At 37.8% G+C, this 16,276-nt stretch carries 16 protein-coding genes, 1 riboswitch and 1 other annotated feature; of the genes, 13 read left to right on the forward strand and 3 right to left on the reverse strand.

Going from position 1 to position 16,276, the window contains the following annotated elements:
- Positions 1-136 precede the first annotated feature (136 nt).
- The 6 genes from ACIQZI_RS06460 to ACIQZI_RS06485 all read left to right on the forward strand — a co-directional run bounded on the left by ACIQZI_RS06460 (position 137) and on the right by ACIQZI_RS06485 (position 7,780).
- Positions 137-1,228 carry a type III polyketide synthase gene (locus ACIQZI_RS06460; protein WP_403070696.1) on the forward strand — a complete coding sequence of 364 codons (1,092 nt, stop codon included), beginning with the start codon at positions 137-139 and terminating at the stop codon, positions 1,226-1,228.
- Complete coding sequence (locus ACIQZI_RS06465) at positions 1,225-1,761, forward strand: isoprenylcysteine carboxyl methyltransferase family protein (protein WP_403070699.1); 537 nt, start codon at positions 1,225-1,227, stop codon at positions 1,759-1,761. Before ACIQZI_RS06460 ends, ACIQZI_RS06465 begins: the two co-directional genes overlap by 4 nt.
- A 111-nt stretch (positions 1,762-1,872) precedes the next feature.
- Positions 1,873-2,037, forward strand: coding sequence for a hypothetical protein (locus tag ACIQZI_RS06470; RefSeq protein WP_403070702.1), 165 nt, complete (start codon positions 1,873-1,875; stop codon positions 2,035-2,037).
- 163 nt (positions 2,038-2,200) lie between these two features.
- The gene (locus ACIQZI_RS06475; protein ID WP_403070705.1) at positions 2,201-5,890 is read left to right on the forward strand and encodes a dynamin family protein; all 3,690 of its coding nucleotides are present in this window, start codon (positions 2,201-2,203) and stop codon (positions 5,888-5,890) included.
- Between the two features lie 59 nt (positions 5,891-5,949).
- Positions 5,950-6,786 (forward strand): sulfurtransferase, encoded by an 837-nt coding sequence (locus ACIQZI_RS06480; protein ID WP_403070708.1) that lies wholly within the window; start codon positions 5,950-5,952, stop codon positions 6,784-6,786.
- A 163-nt stretch (positions 6,787-6,949) separates the two neighbouring features.
- Positions 6,950-7,780, forward strand: coding sequence for a 5'-3' exonuclease (locus ACIQZI_RS06485; RefSeq protein ID WP_062183116.1), 831 nt, complete (start codon positions 6,950-6,952; stop codon positions 7,778-7,780).
- 347 nt (positions 7,781-8,127) lie between these two features.
- Here ACIQZI_RS06485 and ACIQZI_RS06490 read toward each other — a convergent pair whose 3' ends face one another.
- Positions 8,128-8,271 (reverse strand): small, acid-soluble spore protein L, encoded by a 144-nt coding sequence (locus tag ACIQZI_RS06490; RefSeq protein WP_156187544.1) that lies wholly within the window; start codon positions 8,269-8,271, stop codon positions 8,128-8,130.
- A 122-nt stretch (positions 8,272-8,393) separates the two neighbouring features.
- Between ACIQZI_RS06490 and ACIQZI_RS06495 the strand changes: the two genes are divergently transcribed.
- Positions 8,394-8,663 (forward strand): DUF6123 family protein, encoded by a 270-nt coding sequence (locus ACIQZI_RS06495; RefSeq protein WP_403070713.1) that lies wholly within the window; start codon positions 8,394-8,396, stop codon positions 8,661-8,663.
- A 46-nt stretch (positions 8,664-8,709) separates the two neighbouring features.
- Here the strand turns inward: ACIQZI_RS06495 and ACIQZI_RS06500 are convergent, their stop codons facing one another.
- Together ACIQZI_RS06500 and ACIQZI_RS06505 are read right to left on the reverse strand one after the other, a co-directional pair.
- Positions 8,710-9,618: a DMT family transporter gene (locus ACIQZI_RS06500; RefSeq protein WP_403070715.1), complete on the reverse strand. Its 909-nt coding sequence runs from the start codon at positions 9,616-9,618 to the stop codon at positions 8,710-8,712.
- Entirely contained in the window at positions 9,615-10,019 is a 405-nt protein-coding gene (locus ACIQZI_RS06505; protein ID WP_062178766.1) for a reverse transcriptase-like protein, read from the reverse strand. The genes ACIQZI_RS06500 and ACIQZI_RS06505 overlap by 4 nt, the downstream gene beginning before the upstream one ends.
- A 414-nt stretch (positions 10,020-10,433) precedes the next feature.
- On the opposite strand from ACIQZI_RS06505, the gene ACIQZI_RS06510 reads away from it, so the two are divergent.
- The 6 genes from ACIQZI_RS06510 to ACIQZI_RS06535 all read left to right on the forward strand — a co-directional run bounded on the left by ACIQZI_RS06510 (position 10,434) and on the right by ACIQZI_RS06535 (position 16,015).
- Positions 10,434-11,090, forward strand: a complete 657-nt coding sequence (locus ACIQZI_RS06510) for a ribonuclease H family protein (protein ID WP_403070718.1) — start codon at positions 10,434-10,436, stop codon at positions 11,088-11,090.
- Between the two features lie 41 nt (positions 11,091-11,131).
- Positions 11,132-11,311 (forward strand): zinc-finger domain-containing protein, encoded by a 180-nt coding sequence (locus tag ACIQZI_RS06515; protein WP_062183122.1) that lies wholly within the window; start codon positions 11,132-11,134, stop codon positions 11,309-11,311.
- A gap of 66 nt (positions 11,312-11,377) precedes the next feature.
- Positions 11,378-11,588: a binding site (T-box leader), on the forward strand.
- 57 nt (positions 11,589-11,645) lie between these two features.
- The gene (gene proB / locus ACIQZI_RS06520; protein ID WP_062178772.1) at positions 11,646-12,746 is read left to right on the forward strand and encodes a glutamate 5-kinase; all 1,101 of its coding nucleotides are present in this window, start codon (positions 11,646-11,648) and stop codon (positions 12,744-12,746) included.
- Positions 12,746-13,993, forward strand: a complete 1,248-nt coding sequence (locus tag ACIQZI_RS06525) for a glutamate-5-semialdehyde dehydrogenase (protein ID WP_403070723.1) — start codon at positions 12,746-12,748, stop codon at positions 13,991-13,993. The genes proB and ACIQZI_RS06525 overlap by 1 nt, the downstream gene beginning before the upstream one ends.
- 449 nt (positions 13,994-14,442) lie before the next feature.
- The gene (locus ACIQZI_RS06530) at positions 14,443-14,820 is read left to right on the forward strand and encodes a MarR family winged helix-turn-helix transcriptional regulator (protein ID WP_403070726.1); all 378 of its coding nucleotides are present in this window, start codon (positions 14,443-14,445) and stop codon (positions 14,818-14,820) included.
- On the forward strand, positions 14,813-16,015 hold the full coding sequence (locus ACIQZI_RS06535) for an MFS transporter (protein ID WP_403070729.1): 1,203 nt from the start codon (positions 14,813-14,815) through the stop codon (positions 16,013-16,015). Before ACIQZI_RS06530 ends, ACIQZI_RS06535 begins: the two co-directional genes overlap by 8 nt.
- 133 nt (positions 16,016-16,148) lie before the next feature.
- A riboswitch (purine riboswitch) is annotated at positions 16,149-16,248 on the forward strand.
- The last annotated feature ends 28 nt before the right edge of the window (positions 16,249-16,276 follow it).

Below are 16,276 nucleotides of genomic sequence, written 5' to 3' on the forward strand. Positions count from 1 at the left end.
TGTTAAAAAAACAAGAATGATGTCGATTTTTAGGTCTTTAGACTGATTTTTTTGCTCAGCCTATGATAATCGAAGCTATGAATAAAGAAAGTGATTTTGGGAATGATAACCATCATTATCACTGGAGGTGGAAATATTGCCATATATTTTATCAACATCACATATCCAGCTACCTTATTTATTTGCTCAAGAAAAATTAATGGAATTTTCACGTGAAATATTTGGTTCTACTTTTAAAGATATTGATCGGTTATTGCGGGCATTTAAAAATGGACAAGTGGATACGCGCTATTTTATTAAAGATTTGGATTGGTTTAAACAAGATCATACATTCGAAGAGCGAAACAATGCTTTTATTGAGGGTGCTGTGACATATGGAACTAAAGCCATTCAAAGCTGTCTATCTAATGCAACTTTTTTGAAACAAGAAGTAGCATTACAAGAAATTGAAGCGATTTTTTTCGTAACAAGTTCAGGCATAGCGACGCCAACCATTGATGCACGAATTATGAATATTCTCCCTTTCTCCCCTCATACGAAGAGAATACCGCTATGGGGTTTAGGTTGTGCAGGAGGTGCGTCAGGGTTGTCTCGAGCCTTCGAGTATTGCAAGGCATTTCCAGAAGCAAAAGTGCTTGTTCTATCTGTCGAGCTATGTAGCCTGTCTTTTCAAAGGAATGATCGGTCGAAAAGTAACTTAATCGGCTCATCTTTGTTTTCAGATGGAGCTGCATGCACGCTTATTTGCGGTGATGATGTTGCACGTAAAAAAATAAGTCAAGTAAAACGAGTCCCTAAAATACTATCTACACAGTCCACTTTAATGCCAGATTCATTAGATGTCATGGGCTGGGACGTGAAAAATGAAGGCCTTCATGTTATTTTTTCAAAAGATATACCGACGATTATTAGCAATTGGTTGAGTCCGAATGTAGACGTTTTTCTCGAGAAAAACGATATGAACCAGCAAGATATTCGCCATTTCATTGCCCACCCAGGTGGTAAGAAAGTAATTGATGCGTATTGTGAATCATTAGGATTTCATGAGGAAATGGTGAAGATTTCGATGGAAGTGTTAAGAGAGCATGGTAATATGTCTTCTGCCACCATTCTTTATGTGCTAGAGAAATTTATGGAACAAGATATAAGCGAAGGAGAATATGGTCTTGCGGCTGCGCTTGGGCCTGGCTTTAGTTCAGAATTACTATTAATGAGGTGGGAAGAATGACATTTCTACTATTTATTACGCTGCTCGCGGTACAGCGACTAAGCGAACTTGTATTGGCGAGATATAACGAAGATCGTTTAAAGGCGAAAGGGGGGCTTGAGTTCGGTAGCTCCCATTATCCATGGATTGTCCTTATGCATCTTGGGTTCTTTTCGTCATTCATTGCAGAGGTCAATTTTCTTGATAAAAATGTCTCGGCAATATGGCCTTTTTGGCTAAGTATATTTTTACTAGTACAGATTGGAAGAGTCTGGGTCATTGCATCACTTGGACCGTATTGGAATACGAAAATTATCGTTTTGCCAGATGTAGAGGTTATTGCGAAAGGACCCTATAAATATGTAAAACATCCGAACTATATCATTGTTGCAACAGAGATCCTAGTCATATCATTCTTATATAATGCCTTTGTCACAGCAACATTGTTCACATGCCTAAATGCATGGGCTATGTCAGTTCGAATTCCAATTGAAGAAAGAGCGTTGAAGAATTTAACAAGCTATTCCACCGTTTTCCAAAAAAATAAAAAATAATAAAAATCTTATTGAAAATGATTATCGTTCGTGATAAGATCTCTATATAAGATGAAAATGATTATCAATTGAGACAACTATAAATTAATTTATATAAGGATGGTGTATAAAATGGTCTGGTTTTTTGTTTTACTAACAATTGTTACATATAGCTTTGTGATGAAATATGTGTTAAGCCATATTGCAAGCTCTAAAAAAGCACAAAAAGGTCCGGCAATGAAACAAAACATAACGAAAAATAACCAAACATACATCCCGACACCGACAACCAGGTAATATACTTGGTTGTTTTTTTATTCTTTTCGTTAATTCATTTCCAAACATATGAATACTTAACGAAATCGTTTACAATTAAAAGACAAGCTTGTATTGAATTTTCCATTTGATAATGCATATGATAAATCGTAATTATACAACGATATTTAAGGGGAAGAGATGAATGGTTTACACTGATACAACACTAACTTACAACTTCACTGACTTAATGTCCTTATACGAAAAACTTTCTGCAGAGGGAGATCAAACGAATGCAGAGAAAATAAAAGAACTTTTGCTAAAATCTCAGAAAGAAGAATATGTGATAGCGTTCTGCGGGCACTTCTCAGCAGGAAAATCAAGTATGATTAATTTCTTATTAAATAAACAATTGCTTCCATCGAGTCCAATCCCGACAAGTGCGAATACGGTGAAAGTTCAAAAAGGTGAAGGCTTTGCAAAGGTCTATTATCGTAACCGTAAACCTGTAATATTTCCTGCTCCATATGATTACGCTGCTGTTAAGAATTTTGCAAAAGATGGTGATACCGTATCCTCTATTACAATTAGCTCGAAGGATTTTCCTTTACCTGATACTTGTGTGATTATGGATACACCTGGTATCGATTCAACAGATGATGCTCATCGAATTTCAACTGAGTCCGCCCTTCATTTAGCCGACGTCGTTTTTTATGTGATGGATTATAATCATGTTCAATCAGAAGTGAACTTTCTTTTTACGAGGGAACTGACAGAAGCGGGCAAGTCTCTCTATCTAATGGTCAATATGATTGATAAACACGATGAAAACGAACTAAGTTTTGAAACATTTAAACAATCCGCTCGTGATGCTTTCGGGGCTTGGGGTGTCATTCCCGATGGTATGTTTTTCACATCCATTCGTGATTTGACGAATTCTCATAATGATGTTGAAACCGTCCGGCAATTTATTGGCACTTTAGTTCAAAATAAAGAAACAAATCGTGAGCATACCCTAATTGTTTCTACGAAAAGGGTAATCAATCAGCATCTTAGTTGGTTAAAGGATAAATATGAGGAGGCGCATTCAGAAGAACTTGAGTCATTATATAGCCTTCCTGATACTGAAAGAGCCGTGATAACAGAAAGTGTGAATCTACTTCTTCAGGAAAAACATGAATTAGTTCGTAATATAGAACTGGTGAAAGAGAACTTTGCTCAAGGAACACAATCTATCATAAAAAATGCCATACTCATGCCTGCAGGAACCCGCGAATTGGCCAATCAATTCCTAGATTCCACGCAGAGAGACTTTAAAACGGGTCTGTTTTTCACAAAGAAAAAAACAGAACAAGAACGTCAAGAACGAAGACAAGTATTTCTAACAGATATACAGGAAAAAGTCAAAACACAGTTAGAATGGCATATTAAAGAGCAAGCTGTCCAAACGGTGGCTGCGTCTGGCGTCCATGATGCGCTGATGGAACAAACTGCACAGAGCCTACACGTAGAGATTACGGAATCCTTATTAACTAGTTTACTTAAGGGGCAAGTCCAAATTACGGGAGAATATGTATTAAATTATACAAATGAGCTTTCTGAAGCAATTAAAAGAGAAGCAAGAAAATCGTGTGAACAATTCATAGATCGACTTTCTCAAAAAATGCTGGAAAAGAACGAGCGGCGCACTCAGGAATTAGATGTTGAATTGAAGCGGTTTTCATCGTACCAATATGCGTTAATTTTGGTCAATGCGATGGAAAAAGAACTCCAAGAAGAAAAAGACGAGCTTGCTAAAATACTTGCAGGTAATGGAAACCAACAGCCTCAAGTAGAACAAATATTGGCAGCTTGGCTGAAAGAAGAAAATGAAGCAGAAAGAAAAATAACCGTTCAAGAGGAAATTCAACAGCAGAATAAGGTTGAAAAGAAGAAGAAAAAGGAAGAAGTTCCTTTAGGTCGAGTAGAATCGCAAGTAGCAACCAAGCGAATCAGTTCGAAAGATAAACTACACCAAACAGCTGTTAGTTTGTCGGGAGTCGCAAATTTGATTTCACCTTTAAAAGGTTTTCAATCTTTATATAAAGAATTAAAGGAAAAATCTAAACGACTTGAAAATCAAACGTTTACTGTTGCTTTATTTGGTGCTTTCAGTGCAGGGAAATCTTCCTTTGCCAACGCATTGATGGGAGAAAGCGTACTCCCTGTTTCACCAAACCCGACAACAGCGGCAATCAATAAAATTATGGCAGCAGATCAAGCCCATAAGCATGGGACTGCATCCGTCAAGCTTAAAACGGAAGCCATGCTCCTTGAAGATGTGAATGTAGCGCTCGCTGTTTTTGCAGAAAAAGCAGCAAATCTAGATGAAGCGCATCATCTTTCTAAAGTCCTTATCGAAAAAAACAGCAAAACTGAAACGGGTAAAACACAATTGTCATTTTTACGTGCTTTTCACGCAGGATTGCTGCAATACAAAAGCGAGCTTGGTACGACTTTGACTGTGGATTTGGCTGGATTTCGTCAATTTGCTGCCGAAGAGATGAAGTCTTGTCTGGTTGATTTAATTGAATTATATTACGACTGTGAATGGACGAGGCAAGGCATGGTATTAGTCGATACACCTGGGGCAGATTCGATTAATGCCCGACATACCGATGCCGCATTTGAATACATTAAGAACTCTGATGCAGTTCTGTTCGTAACCTACTATAATCATCCATTTTCAAAAGCTGATCGTGAATTTCTCATCCAACTTGGCCGAGTGAAAGACTCCTTTGCGATGGATAAAATGTTCTTCATTGTCAATGCCGCTGATTTAGCAGAGTCACAAGATGAGATCAATGAGGTCAAAGAGTATGTAAAAGATGAATTGTCTGGTTTTGGTATCCGTTTTCCGAAGCTATTTGCGCTAAGCAGTAAAGGTGCTTTAGGAGAAAAGCAGAAACAAGGCTCGTTTTCCCATCCTTTTCTTCCAGACAGTGGCATTGTCAAATTTGAAGCCCAGTTTCATGCGTTTATCGAACATGACCTAATGGATCTTGCTTTAAAATCAGCAAAAGCTGCCATGATTCGGGCTGAGGAGTTATTGATGGATGTTATTATCACATCTAAGCAAGATAAAGAAACGAAGCGAAAAGCATTGCTCAAGCAAAAGGTAGATTTTCAAAAAATGACAAAAATTGTGCAGGAAATGAGCGGTGAAACCGATAAACAACGTTTGAAAAAAGAACTCGATGAGCTGATCTTTTATAGCAAACAGCGAGTGTTTTTCCGATTTTCTGATTTTTTCAAAGAATCCTTTAATCCAGCTGTATTAAAAGATGATGGACAGGATGTGAAAGTCGTCTTGAAACAATCGTTAATCAGTTTATTAGAAGCATTAGGTTTTGATTTTGCTCAAGAAATGCGAGCAACCGCTTTAAGAGCTGAATTATACGTGAATAAGCTCGTTTTAGAAAAGCAAAAATCGATGATGGAGCAAATTCAAAAGGTAAAGAAGAACATAGCCCTAAAACCGTATGAATCACAAAAGGGTCCAATTATTGAATTCAAGCGTGCGTTTATTGGGCTAACAGAGAATGAATTTAAAAAAGAACTTGCCTTATTTAAGAACCCAAAAACATTCTTTGAGAAAAATGAAAAAGTCAAAATGAATGATGCGCTAAAAGAAAAGTTGGATAAACCAGCACTTGATTATGTGAATGCAAAAAGGGAGCAGTTAAATGAAAGCTATCAAGAGCATCTTGCGCAACAATTGATTTTGCTGCAAAAAAATAGTGAAGCAGAACTCACTGAAATTTTTGCAGGTCTACAAGCTGCTCTTGAAGAAACGATTGATATTCCCCGCTATGAACAAATTGTAGAAGAAGTTAAACGTTTAAATCAAAAGTAAGGCAAAAAATGCGGGGGCTGATCCTTGAAACAACCCTAATTAAAGGAGCAAACAAAAAAATGTCATATTTGATTGAAACGTATGAATTATTGGAAGCAATGAAAGCTGAAGAAATTAGAATTGTCGATTGCCGATTTAAGCTTAGTGAACCTTCATACGGCAGAGAACGTTATAACAAAGAACATATTTCTGGAGCTGTGTATTTCCATCTTGAAGAAGATATGTCAGGATCGGTGGGTACCCATGGTGGCAGACACCCGCTGCCTAATCTTGATGAATTTAAACAAAAGCTTGAAGAAGCGGGAATTGGGAATAACACAAGAGTGGTCGCTTATGATGGTGGAGAAGGAGCCTTTGCCTCAAGATTTGTTTGGATGCTATCCTACCTAGGGCATAAACATGTGCAAATTCTAAATGGCGGCTACCCTGCATGGAAACGAGCAGGGGGAGGAGTAGACGGAGAGTTGCCTCATTACAATAAACAAACTTTCGAAGTTGTGACTGATTCTACCATTCTTGCTACATATGCTGAAGTGAAAGAATATGTGAATCGCAAGCCGAATGAAGTTACTCTGCTTGATTCTCGGGAAGAAAGACGTTATATGGGAATAGAAGAGCCAATTGATAAAGTTGCGGGACATATCCCATTTGCACTTAATAAAATGTGGAATGATGGAATAAAGGATGGCTCATTTTTATCTGCTGAAAAACAACGAGAAAGGTTTGCTGAATTAAGCAATATTCAATCAGTGATCGTGTATTGTGGCTCAGGTGTCACAGCCGCGCCGAATTATATTGCACTAAAAGAAGCAGGATTCGAACAAGTTAAGCTATACGTGGGAAGCTTTAGTGATTGGATTTCTTATGAGGAGAATGAGGTTGCTAAGAAAAGCTGACTTTATCTCGCATTAACGGGCAGTAAGCCCCGCCGATTAAAGTTTCACTTTATTTTTATGAAACTAGTAATTATCCTGAAATAATAGTAGAGTAGTGTATGAGGTGATTGTTTTGGATGTAAAAGAAAAAGACCAGCTGCCATCCTTTTTGCTTGTCGATGGAATGGCGCTTTTATTTAGAGCATTTTATGCAACAGCAGTAACCGGACAATTTATGATTAATTCGAAAGGCGTTCCAACGAATGCAGTTCAAGGTTTTCTTAAACATATGCTCATGGCTATTGATCATTTTTCACCAAGTCATGTTGCCGTTTGTTGGGATATGGGAAGTAAAACCTTCCGTAACGATTTATTCCCGGAATATAAGGCAAATCGATCGGAAGCGCCGGTTGAGATGAGACCTCAGTTTGAGTTGGCAAAGGAAGCTGTTGAAGCATTTAGCATTCCTAACATTGGTGTTATTGGATATGAAGCAGATGATTGCATGGGAACCATTGCCAAAACAGCTATGAATGAAAGTCATGTATCAATATTGACCGGTGATCAGGACATGCTGCAATTGATTGATGATCGCATTTCTGTTGTACTGCTTAAAAAAGGATATGGAAACTATGAAGTCCATAATGGCGAAAGCTTTTTTGAGTGGAAGGGTATTACACCAAAGCAAATGATTGATTTAAAAGCACTGATGGGTGATACTGCGGATAATTATCCGGGAGTAAAAGGGATAGGAGAGAAGACAGCGTTGAAGTTGCTCATTCAATATGAAAATATTGAAGGTATTCTCAATAATCTTGCATCACTTACAAAAACTCAACAAACAAAAATCCAAGATGCCGTTGACATGCTTCATTTATCAAGACAGCTCGCAGAAATTAAATGTGATGTTCCTATTTCATGTCCACTTGAAACGAGCGTTTATCGCTATGACCAGGAAAAGGTTAGAAAGCTAGCAGAAGACCATGAATTCAAAACGATTCAACGAATCATCTAATAAAAAACCGCACCCTAGGGTCCTATGATCCGGAATGCGGTTTTTTCCACAGTACATTTTACGAAAGATATAATTGGATCACTTGGGAAGTCGGTCTACTAGCAGAAAAGCCCTCAATATATGTCAATTTTGATGGGGAGAATCCACGCTGATTGAGACTGCTCATGACTTTTATGTTATTGTTCGTTTAACTATTATCCCACTCTTAACGGGCAGTAAGACCCCCACCTCAAGATTTTGAGCATGAAAAATGAAGATAGGTGGGGGATCAAACTGCCCATAAAGGTCCGATTGGTTCAACTAACCATCAGTGGGATGAGGAACCCCCCACTGATGGAAGTTTCACTTTATTTATGATTTTCTTTCTTGGCTTTTTGTTCTAATTGCGATTTAGGACTTGTGTTGCCTTTGCCTCCACCTGAATACCCTTGAGGATTTACTCCGCTAAATGCATCATTGCCACGGTTGCGATTTTTGCTCAATGAAAACACCTCCTAGCTCTACTATTTCCTTAAAGTTCAAAAATAATATGGAAACTTTTGTCGAAAAATGGATAGTCAAATAGGGTGATTTAAGGTAATATGTAGAATGGAAAAGGATGGAGTGAATGTTTGTGGAGAAAACAGTGGAGGAATATGTTTGTTTTCTAGAAGAAAAAGGCTTCACTTTTGGAGAAGATGCCATTGGCTTTATTTATTTCGGCCAGCGTTATACAAAAGCGAGCGATTTCCTTGTTAATATAGCCATAGAATTAACGTTAAAAGCACAAAAAAACTTCGATGGTAGCTTTTATATTTCTTTACTGGAAACCATGAAGAGAAATAAGATAGCCAGTCGTTCTAAAGCTGAACGATTTGCCCGTGAACAGGGATTGTTAAATTAGATAGAATGGTGAAATGAAAGCTACTTGAATTGTTAGCTAAGCCGCCCTATTCAAGTTGGGCGGCTAATTTTTTCGGAAAAGGTAACTCGGCACAAATCATGCCTGTAAGAATAAATAAACAGCCAATAAGTGACACGGTTGTAAGACTTTCGCCGATTAAAACAAAGGATGTTAGTGCCGCAAATACAGGCTCCATTGCAAAAATCAACGCAACTCTCGTTGGAGAGGTATAGCTTTGAAAATAGGTTTGGGCAAAGAATGCAAAAGCTGTCGCAAAAAAAGCAGTAACAAGTAAAGCACTCCAAACGTCTGGCTTTAGCATAACGTCTGGGTTCATTAGCACAGAGAAATCTTCGAATAAAAGGGCCGACACGAAAGAAAGAATGGCAACCGACAAGACTTGGATAATCGTTAATGGCAAGGCTGGATGTGCTTTCGCATATTTTGCGGTCATAATGATCTGCATCGCAAAACTGATGGCACAGAAAAATACGAGAACATCACCAAATACGATCGTAGAGCCTTTTGCAGCTGTTAAAAAATATAATCCAAAAGTCGCAAATAGCACGCCCAGAATGGTTGGCAGTCGTAATTTTTGCTTCAATAACAGCAAAGAAAATAGCGGGACGAGTACTACACTTAAGCCGGTGATAAAACCTGCTTTTGCAGGCGTTGTCGTTAATAAACCAACTGTTTGAAAGGCGTAGCCCAAAAACAGCCAGATGCCGATTTTAATTCCAGAAAAAAGTAAAGATCTTGTCCAAATCACATCGATTTTTTTGGAATAAAAAATTCGATAACCAATAATTAGTAAAACAGCTGCGATAAAAAAACGGATCGCATTAAATAGATGTGGCTCTAAGAAACCGATTGCATTTTGAACCATAACGAATGTTGAACCCCAAATGAAAACGACAAATAATAAGGTTAAATCTGCTACTGTCGCTTTCTTCATGATTCTGTACCTCTATTATTCATTCGAACCGCTCTCCTTGCTAGCTCATCAGCGGATTTATTCTCGCTACTTGGAATCCACTTTAGAAAAAACAAGTCCAATTTACTAGACAAATCGAGGACCTGATCTAATAATGTAGAATACCTTTTATTTTTCACAAATCCTTTTTCAACTGCTTGATTAATAAGTTGTGAATCTGTACGAAATGAAACAATCTTAAATTGATGACTCAGACAAATTTCCAGAGCCTTAATCAATGCCCAGTACTCCGCTTCGTGATTTTCCATATTTCCAAGTGGAATGGAATGCCGTTCGACTGTTCCATTATTATTTATAAAAATGCCAGCGCCGCTCGGTCCAGGATTTCCTGCACTAGCCCCATCGATATGTACCTCAATCATGATGATAAACACTTCCTTAGAAAATTTGTATGGCATTAAAACGCACCATTTACCATGAAGGATTAATCCTATAATACGCTACACTCACCTAATCACAATGGTGGCGGTGCGAAGCCGGAGTTTGAGGTACTCTCTATAATAAAAATAAGGATACCTGCTAAGTAGAGAGCTTATTAGTAAGTCGCGAAGCCCCGTCCTCATGTCCTTCATGTAGAATAATTTGATAATGTTCAGTAAAATCCTTAAGTAACATATCTGATATTTCTTTCATTCAATAATAAGCATGAATCCATGTATTTCTGCGTAAAATATGAGAAAATAATATCGTTTAGTATGAAGACACAACAGTTATTATAGTCTTTAATGAATGAATTTTGTATAAATATTTGAAAAAGTTTATTAGGGGGTAATGAATTGAAGGTCACCATGCTTTGGCAGTATCATCAGGCTAAGAAACCCTCTGCCATGTTTACCTCGGATTGGATTTCTGCAAAAGAAGCGTTGATTATTGCAGACGATCTTGAAAAAACAGGACGTTTGAAGGACATAGAGTTCAAAGATGAAAGAGGAACCTCTTGGACAAAGAAGGAAATGAAAAAATTATTAACTGAAATCGAGCATGAACCTCAGGATGTAACGGTCTACTTTGATGGTGGCTATCATAAGGATTCAAATATGACCGGCATTGGTGTAGTTATTTATTATAAACAAGGCAGGGAAAGTTTTAGAATTCGTCTGAACGGTTTACTAGAGGAGCTTGAATCGAATAATGAAGCTGAATATGCTGCTTTTTATGAAGCAATGAATCAGCTAGAGATACTTGGTGTACATCACCAAATCGTTACATTCCATGGAGATTCCCAAGTGGTCCTAAACCAATTATCAGGAGAATGGCCTTGTTTTGAAAAGGTATTGAATGCATGGGGGGATCGAATCGAGGAAAAGCTGAAAAAACTTGACATCACGCCGATTTACGATCCTATAACCCGGAAAAAGAACGCTGAAGCAGATCAACTTGCTTCACAAGCTCTCCGAGGAGAAGAAATTTATAGTCAACTTCAGGTTAAATGAAAGGATTTATCGTTTTAAAAAGTAAAGAAGGAGTAGAAAAGATGAGCAGGAATGAATGGTATAATGAAGTACAAGAAATTTTAGAGCTTCAGTGCAAAGGGTGCTTTGTTCATAAACAATTTAAAAAAGAAAAAGGCAGACGGTTTGCCCATAAATTTTGTATTTCGCAGTGCACTGTCGGAGAGCAACTGCGAACAGTAGGAAATAAGCTTATTAAATAAAAGCTGTGATACTACTTTCTCATTACCTATTGACAATTTTCTAATTTTTTTGCATACTTAATAAAAACTTGAACGAAGATAGAAGAATAGTAAATGTCATTTATTGTGTCAGAGAGCGGGGGATTGCTGAGAACCCGTCACAATGAACCATTGAACCTGCTTCTGGAGTCCTGGGAGAAAACCGGGCGTATCCTTGGCGTTAACAAGAAAAGTGGGATGCAAAATAATGCATTCAACAAAGGTGGTACCACGGAAACTTACCCTTTTCGTCCTTTTTTTAGAGGATGAGAAGGGTTTTTTTATACATAAATGATGATTTATGGAGGAAATATTCATGCAAAAGAAACGGATCGTCGTGAAAATAGGAAGTAGCTCTTTAACAAATAGTAAGGGGCAAATTGATCAGGAAAAAATAACGGATCATGTAGCAGCGATTGCCAAGTTGAAGGATGCTGGGCATGAGGTACTATTAGTATCTTCCGGAGCCGTTGCGGCTGGTTTTCGGAAATTAGGCTATTCTTCACGTCCCGTCACCTTAAAAGGAAAGCAAGCTGCTGCAGCTGTCGGTCAAAGTGTACTTATTCAGTCGTATAATGAGCAGTTTAGTGAATATGGAATCATTCCTGCACAAATTTTATTAACAAGAACCGATTTTTCCAATAAAAATAGGTATCGAAATGCACATGAAACATTGACGGAATTGCTTAGTCGAGGGATCCTGCCAATTATTAATGAAAATGACACGGTTTCTATCGAAGAACTAACCTTTGGAGATAATGATATGCTATCTGCTTTAGTAAGCGGACTTGTACATGCGGATCAGCTTATCATTTTGACGGATATAAATGGGTTATATGACGCGAATCCGAATAAACAGCATGATGCGAAACGAATTGATTATATAGAAATGGTGACCGATGATCTCATGAAGCTTGGAGGAGATTCTGACTCGAAGGTTGGGACTGGTGGAATGAAGTCCAAGCTTTATGCTGCTAAAACTGCTTTATCATTAGGGGTAAAGGTCTTTATCGGAACTGGCGATGGAAGTAAAAAGCTCAAAGAAATTATGTCTGGAAAAGGTGACGGCACCTATATTGGGAAAGATGCCCTCCCGACCATAGCCAGAAACAAACAGTGGATATCGCTTCATTCACATGTGTCAGGTGCCTTATTTGTTGATGAAGGCGCCGAAGAAGCGTTAGTGAAAAAAGGTAGCAGTTTGCTTCCAGCTGGCATTTATAAAATGATTGGTAGCTTTGATAAAGGAGATGTAGTTGAGGTATACGGATCATTAGGACTGCTTGGAAAGGGAGAAGTGCTCTATTCGGAAAATGAACTAAAATCGGTCATGGGCAAAAGAAGTGATGAGGTTGTTTTTCCAGCAATCGAAGTGATTCATCGAGATAAGTGGGTAAAAATTAAGGAGGAAAAATAATGAGTGAAATAGCTGAAAAAGGAATTCGAGCCAAAGCTGCAAGTTATCAAATGGTCAATGTTTCAACAATTGAGAAAAATGAAGCATTAAAAAAGATTGCTGAACAGTTAATCGCTGAACAAGCCTATTTAATGATGGAGAACAAAAAAGATTTGGTAGCAGGCAGTGAAAATGGCTTAACTACTGCGGTGCTTGACCGAATTATGTTAGATGAAAAGCGCATTACTGCAATGGCAGAGGCGATTCAATTATTGATCGAGCTTCCTGATCCAATTGGCGAAACATTAGAAACGATAGAAAAAGAGAATGGTCTGTTAATAAAAAAAGAACGAGTTCCTCTTGGCGTTATCGGGATGATCTATGAAGCTAGACCGAATGTAACGATTGATGCTGCAACGCTTTCTTTAAAAACGGGAAATGCGGTCATTTTACGTGGAAGTTCTTCAGCACAGCATTCTAACCAAGCAATAATAAAGGTCATTCATCAGGCATTGAAAAACACGAAACTACCGGTTGATGCTGTTCAATTAATTGAAGATACTAGCAGAGAGACAGCAAAAGAGCTTTTCCATGCAAGTGAATATTTAGATGTGTTAATACCGAGGGGGAGTAAAAATCTAATAGACACAGTTGTAAGAGAATCTACAGTTCCCGTTCTCGAAACAGGCGCAGGAAACTGTCATATTTATCTTGATGAAAGTGCAGATTTTGCAATGGCAACAGATATTATTGTAAATGCAAAAACTCAGCGTCCTTCGGTATGTAATGCTGTGGAAAGCCTTGTTATTCAAGAAAAATGGTTAGAGATTCATGGGGAAGATTTGTTGAAATTTCTGCATGAAACGGGTATAAATCTATTCGGCGATAACAAAGTTCTAGCACAATTTCCTGAAGTAAACGAAGCGACAGAAGAGGATTGGTCTACAGAATATTTAGACTTATCACTAAGTGTTAAAACAGTTGCTAATGTATTAGAAGCTGTCCATCATATCAATACTTATGGAACAAAGCACTCAGAAGCAATTCTTACAAATGATAAGGTCGCAGCGAAATTCTTTTTAACAAATGTTGATGCGGCGGCTGTTTATCATAATGCATCTACTCGCTTTACAGATGGATTTGAATTTGGCTATGGTGCTGAAATTGGCATTAGCACCCAAAAGCTTCATGCTAGAGGACCAATGGGGCTACCAGCACTCACGTCCACGAAGTATTTCATTTATGGACAAGGACAAATTAGATCCTAATTAAAATTACACAGTAACTAATCAATATGATATGAAAAAGGAAAACTTTAGTGATGGAGAATGTGAATCGCAATTAAATCGGATTACAATAAAAATTATGGTTATCGGGCTATCAGCTCGGTAGCCTATTTTTATTTTTCAATACCTCAAGATTGATACATAACGGTTAGATCAAGCGGCATTTCATTTTAGAAAATAGGTCTGTGTTCTAAGTCAAGAACATATTGCTTTTTTGAATTTTGTATATCGTATCGGTTTAGTTTCGTCCTATTCGGCGATAATTAAGGACGCTAGCGCTTTTCTTATTTTGTGATCTTTCCTTGACATTTAAAAAAATAAGAGTATAGTTACCTTTAGTAATAGTTACTCATAGTAACTTTTTAGAGGTGAATAAATTGGAAGGTTTTTTTCGACATTTTTTAAGTCTATATAGACCACTTATCACTACATTGAACGAACTCTTAAGCGCATATAACCTTTCTTACTCTTTATGGCAGGTTATTGTGTTTGTGAAAAACAATGGACCTTCGACGCTTGTAGATATTTCAAATCACTATAATGTGGAAAAGCCAACCATTACGAGGAGGGTTCACCGCTTAGAAGAACTCCAAATCGTCAGGCAAATTCCTGGTAAGGATAGGCGTGAAAAAATCATTCAGTTAACGGAATCAGGGGAAGAGATTTACCAAGAATGTCGTAAAATGATAACAAACTTGGAATATAGCGTTATGGAAGGTATTCCTAAAGAAGAGCGATTCGCTACGTTCCAAACACTTCCTAAAATACAGGATAATATTATAAATAAGGAGAGTAACAAAAATGAATAAACCTAAATTGTGGACGAAGGATTTTGTCATTGTTTCCTCCGTCAATTTTTTCTTAACGTTAGTCTTTTATTTATTAATGGTAACAATCGCTGTCTATGCAGTGGAAAAGTTTGATGCTTCAACAAGTCAGGCTGGACTTGTAACGGGGATTTTTATTATCGGAACGTTAATTGGTCGGCTGTTTATCGGTCGTTTTATTGATTCGATTGGCCGTAAGAGAACGTTATTCATTGGTTTAATCTTTTTTATTTTGACGACACTTTTATATTTTGTGAATTTAGGCATCCCCTTTCTTCTTATTACCCGCTTTATTCATGGTCTTGCACTTGGTATAGCGAGCACAGCGACAGGAACGATCGTTGCTCAGACGATCCCTTCAACACGAAAAGGGGAAGGCATCGGCTATTATAGTATGAGTGCGACACTAGCTACAGCAATCGGGCCATTCATCGGACTATATATGAGCCAACATACAAGTTTCCAAATGATTTTTAGTGTCTGCCTTGCTTTAGGGGTAATTGGTTTGATAACTGCATTCTTTGTGTATGTGCCAACACTACCAGTATCAACAAAAACTCCTGAAATCAAAGGATTCAAGCTTTCCCAATTTGTTGAGCCAAAGGCACTGCCGATTGCATTTATTACTCTGGTCGTAGCCTTCTGTTACTCTAGTGTCCTTTCTTACATTAACTTTTATGCAATTGAAATCGACTTGGTTGATACAGCAAGCTTCTTCTTCATAGTGTATGCAGTAGCAGTATTGGTATCGCGGCCATTCACAGGTCGCTTAATGGACACAAAAGGCGCAAACTTTATCATGTATCCAGCTTTTATTATCTTTGCTGCCGGGATGCTACTTCTAAGTTTAGCAAGCAATAGCATCATTTTATTATTATCAGGAATCCTTATTGGCTTCGGCTTCGGTAATATGCAGTCAAGTACCCAGGCAGTCGCAGTCAAATTGACTCCTCCACATCGAATGGGTCTAGCAACGTCGACTTTCTTTATATTTCTTGATGGTGGGCTCGGCTTCGGTCCCTATCTACTTGGATTTATCATTCCATTAACCGGCTATAGTACTCTGTATGTCATTATGGGTGTTGTAATCTTGGCAACTATCGTTCTTTACTATTTCATGCATGGTAAGAAAGAAAGTTCAGCAAGGGCGAGTATGGAAGTATCAACGTCGATTTGATAGCTAGCTAGAAAAGGGACATGTTTTCAAGAAAGATCATGTCCTGTATTCCTTAAAATTTATCTGTTATGATAAGGATGGAAATACTAGATGGACGATATTTTCTTATCCAATTCTTTTTTATTATTCTTTTACAAAAGTGATGAAAAAAATTCGTATAACTCCAATGATATGGTTTGGAGGTCTCTACCAGGAACCGATAATTCCTGATTACGAAGAAGGTGCATGTAAGTGTATTTTCTTCGTAATCAGGAATTTTTT

It is taken from the genome of Peribacillus sp. NPDC096379 (assembly GCF_044762875.1).
Taxonomy (GTDB): domain Bacteria; phylum Bacillota; class Bacilli; order Bacillales; family DSM-1321; genus Peribacillus.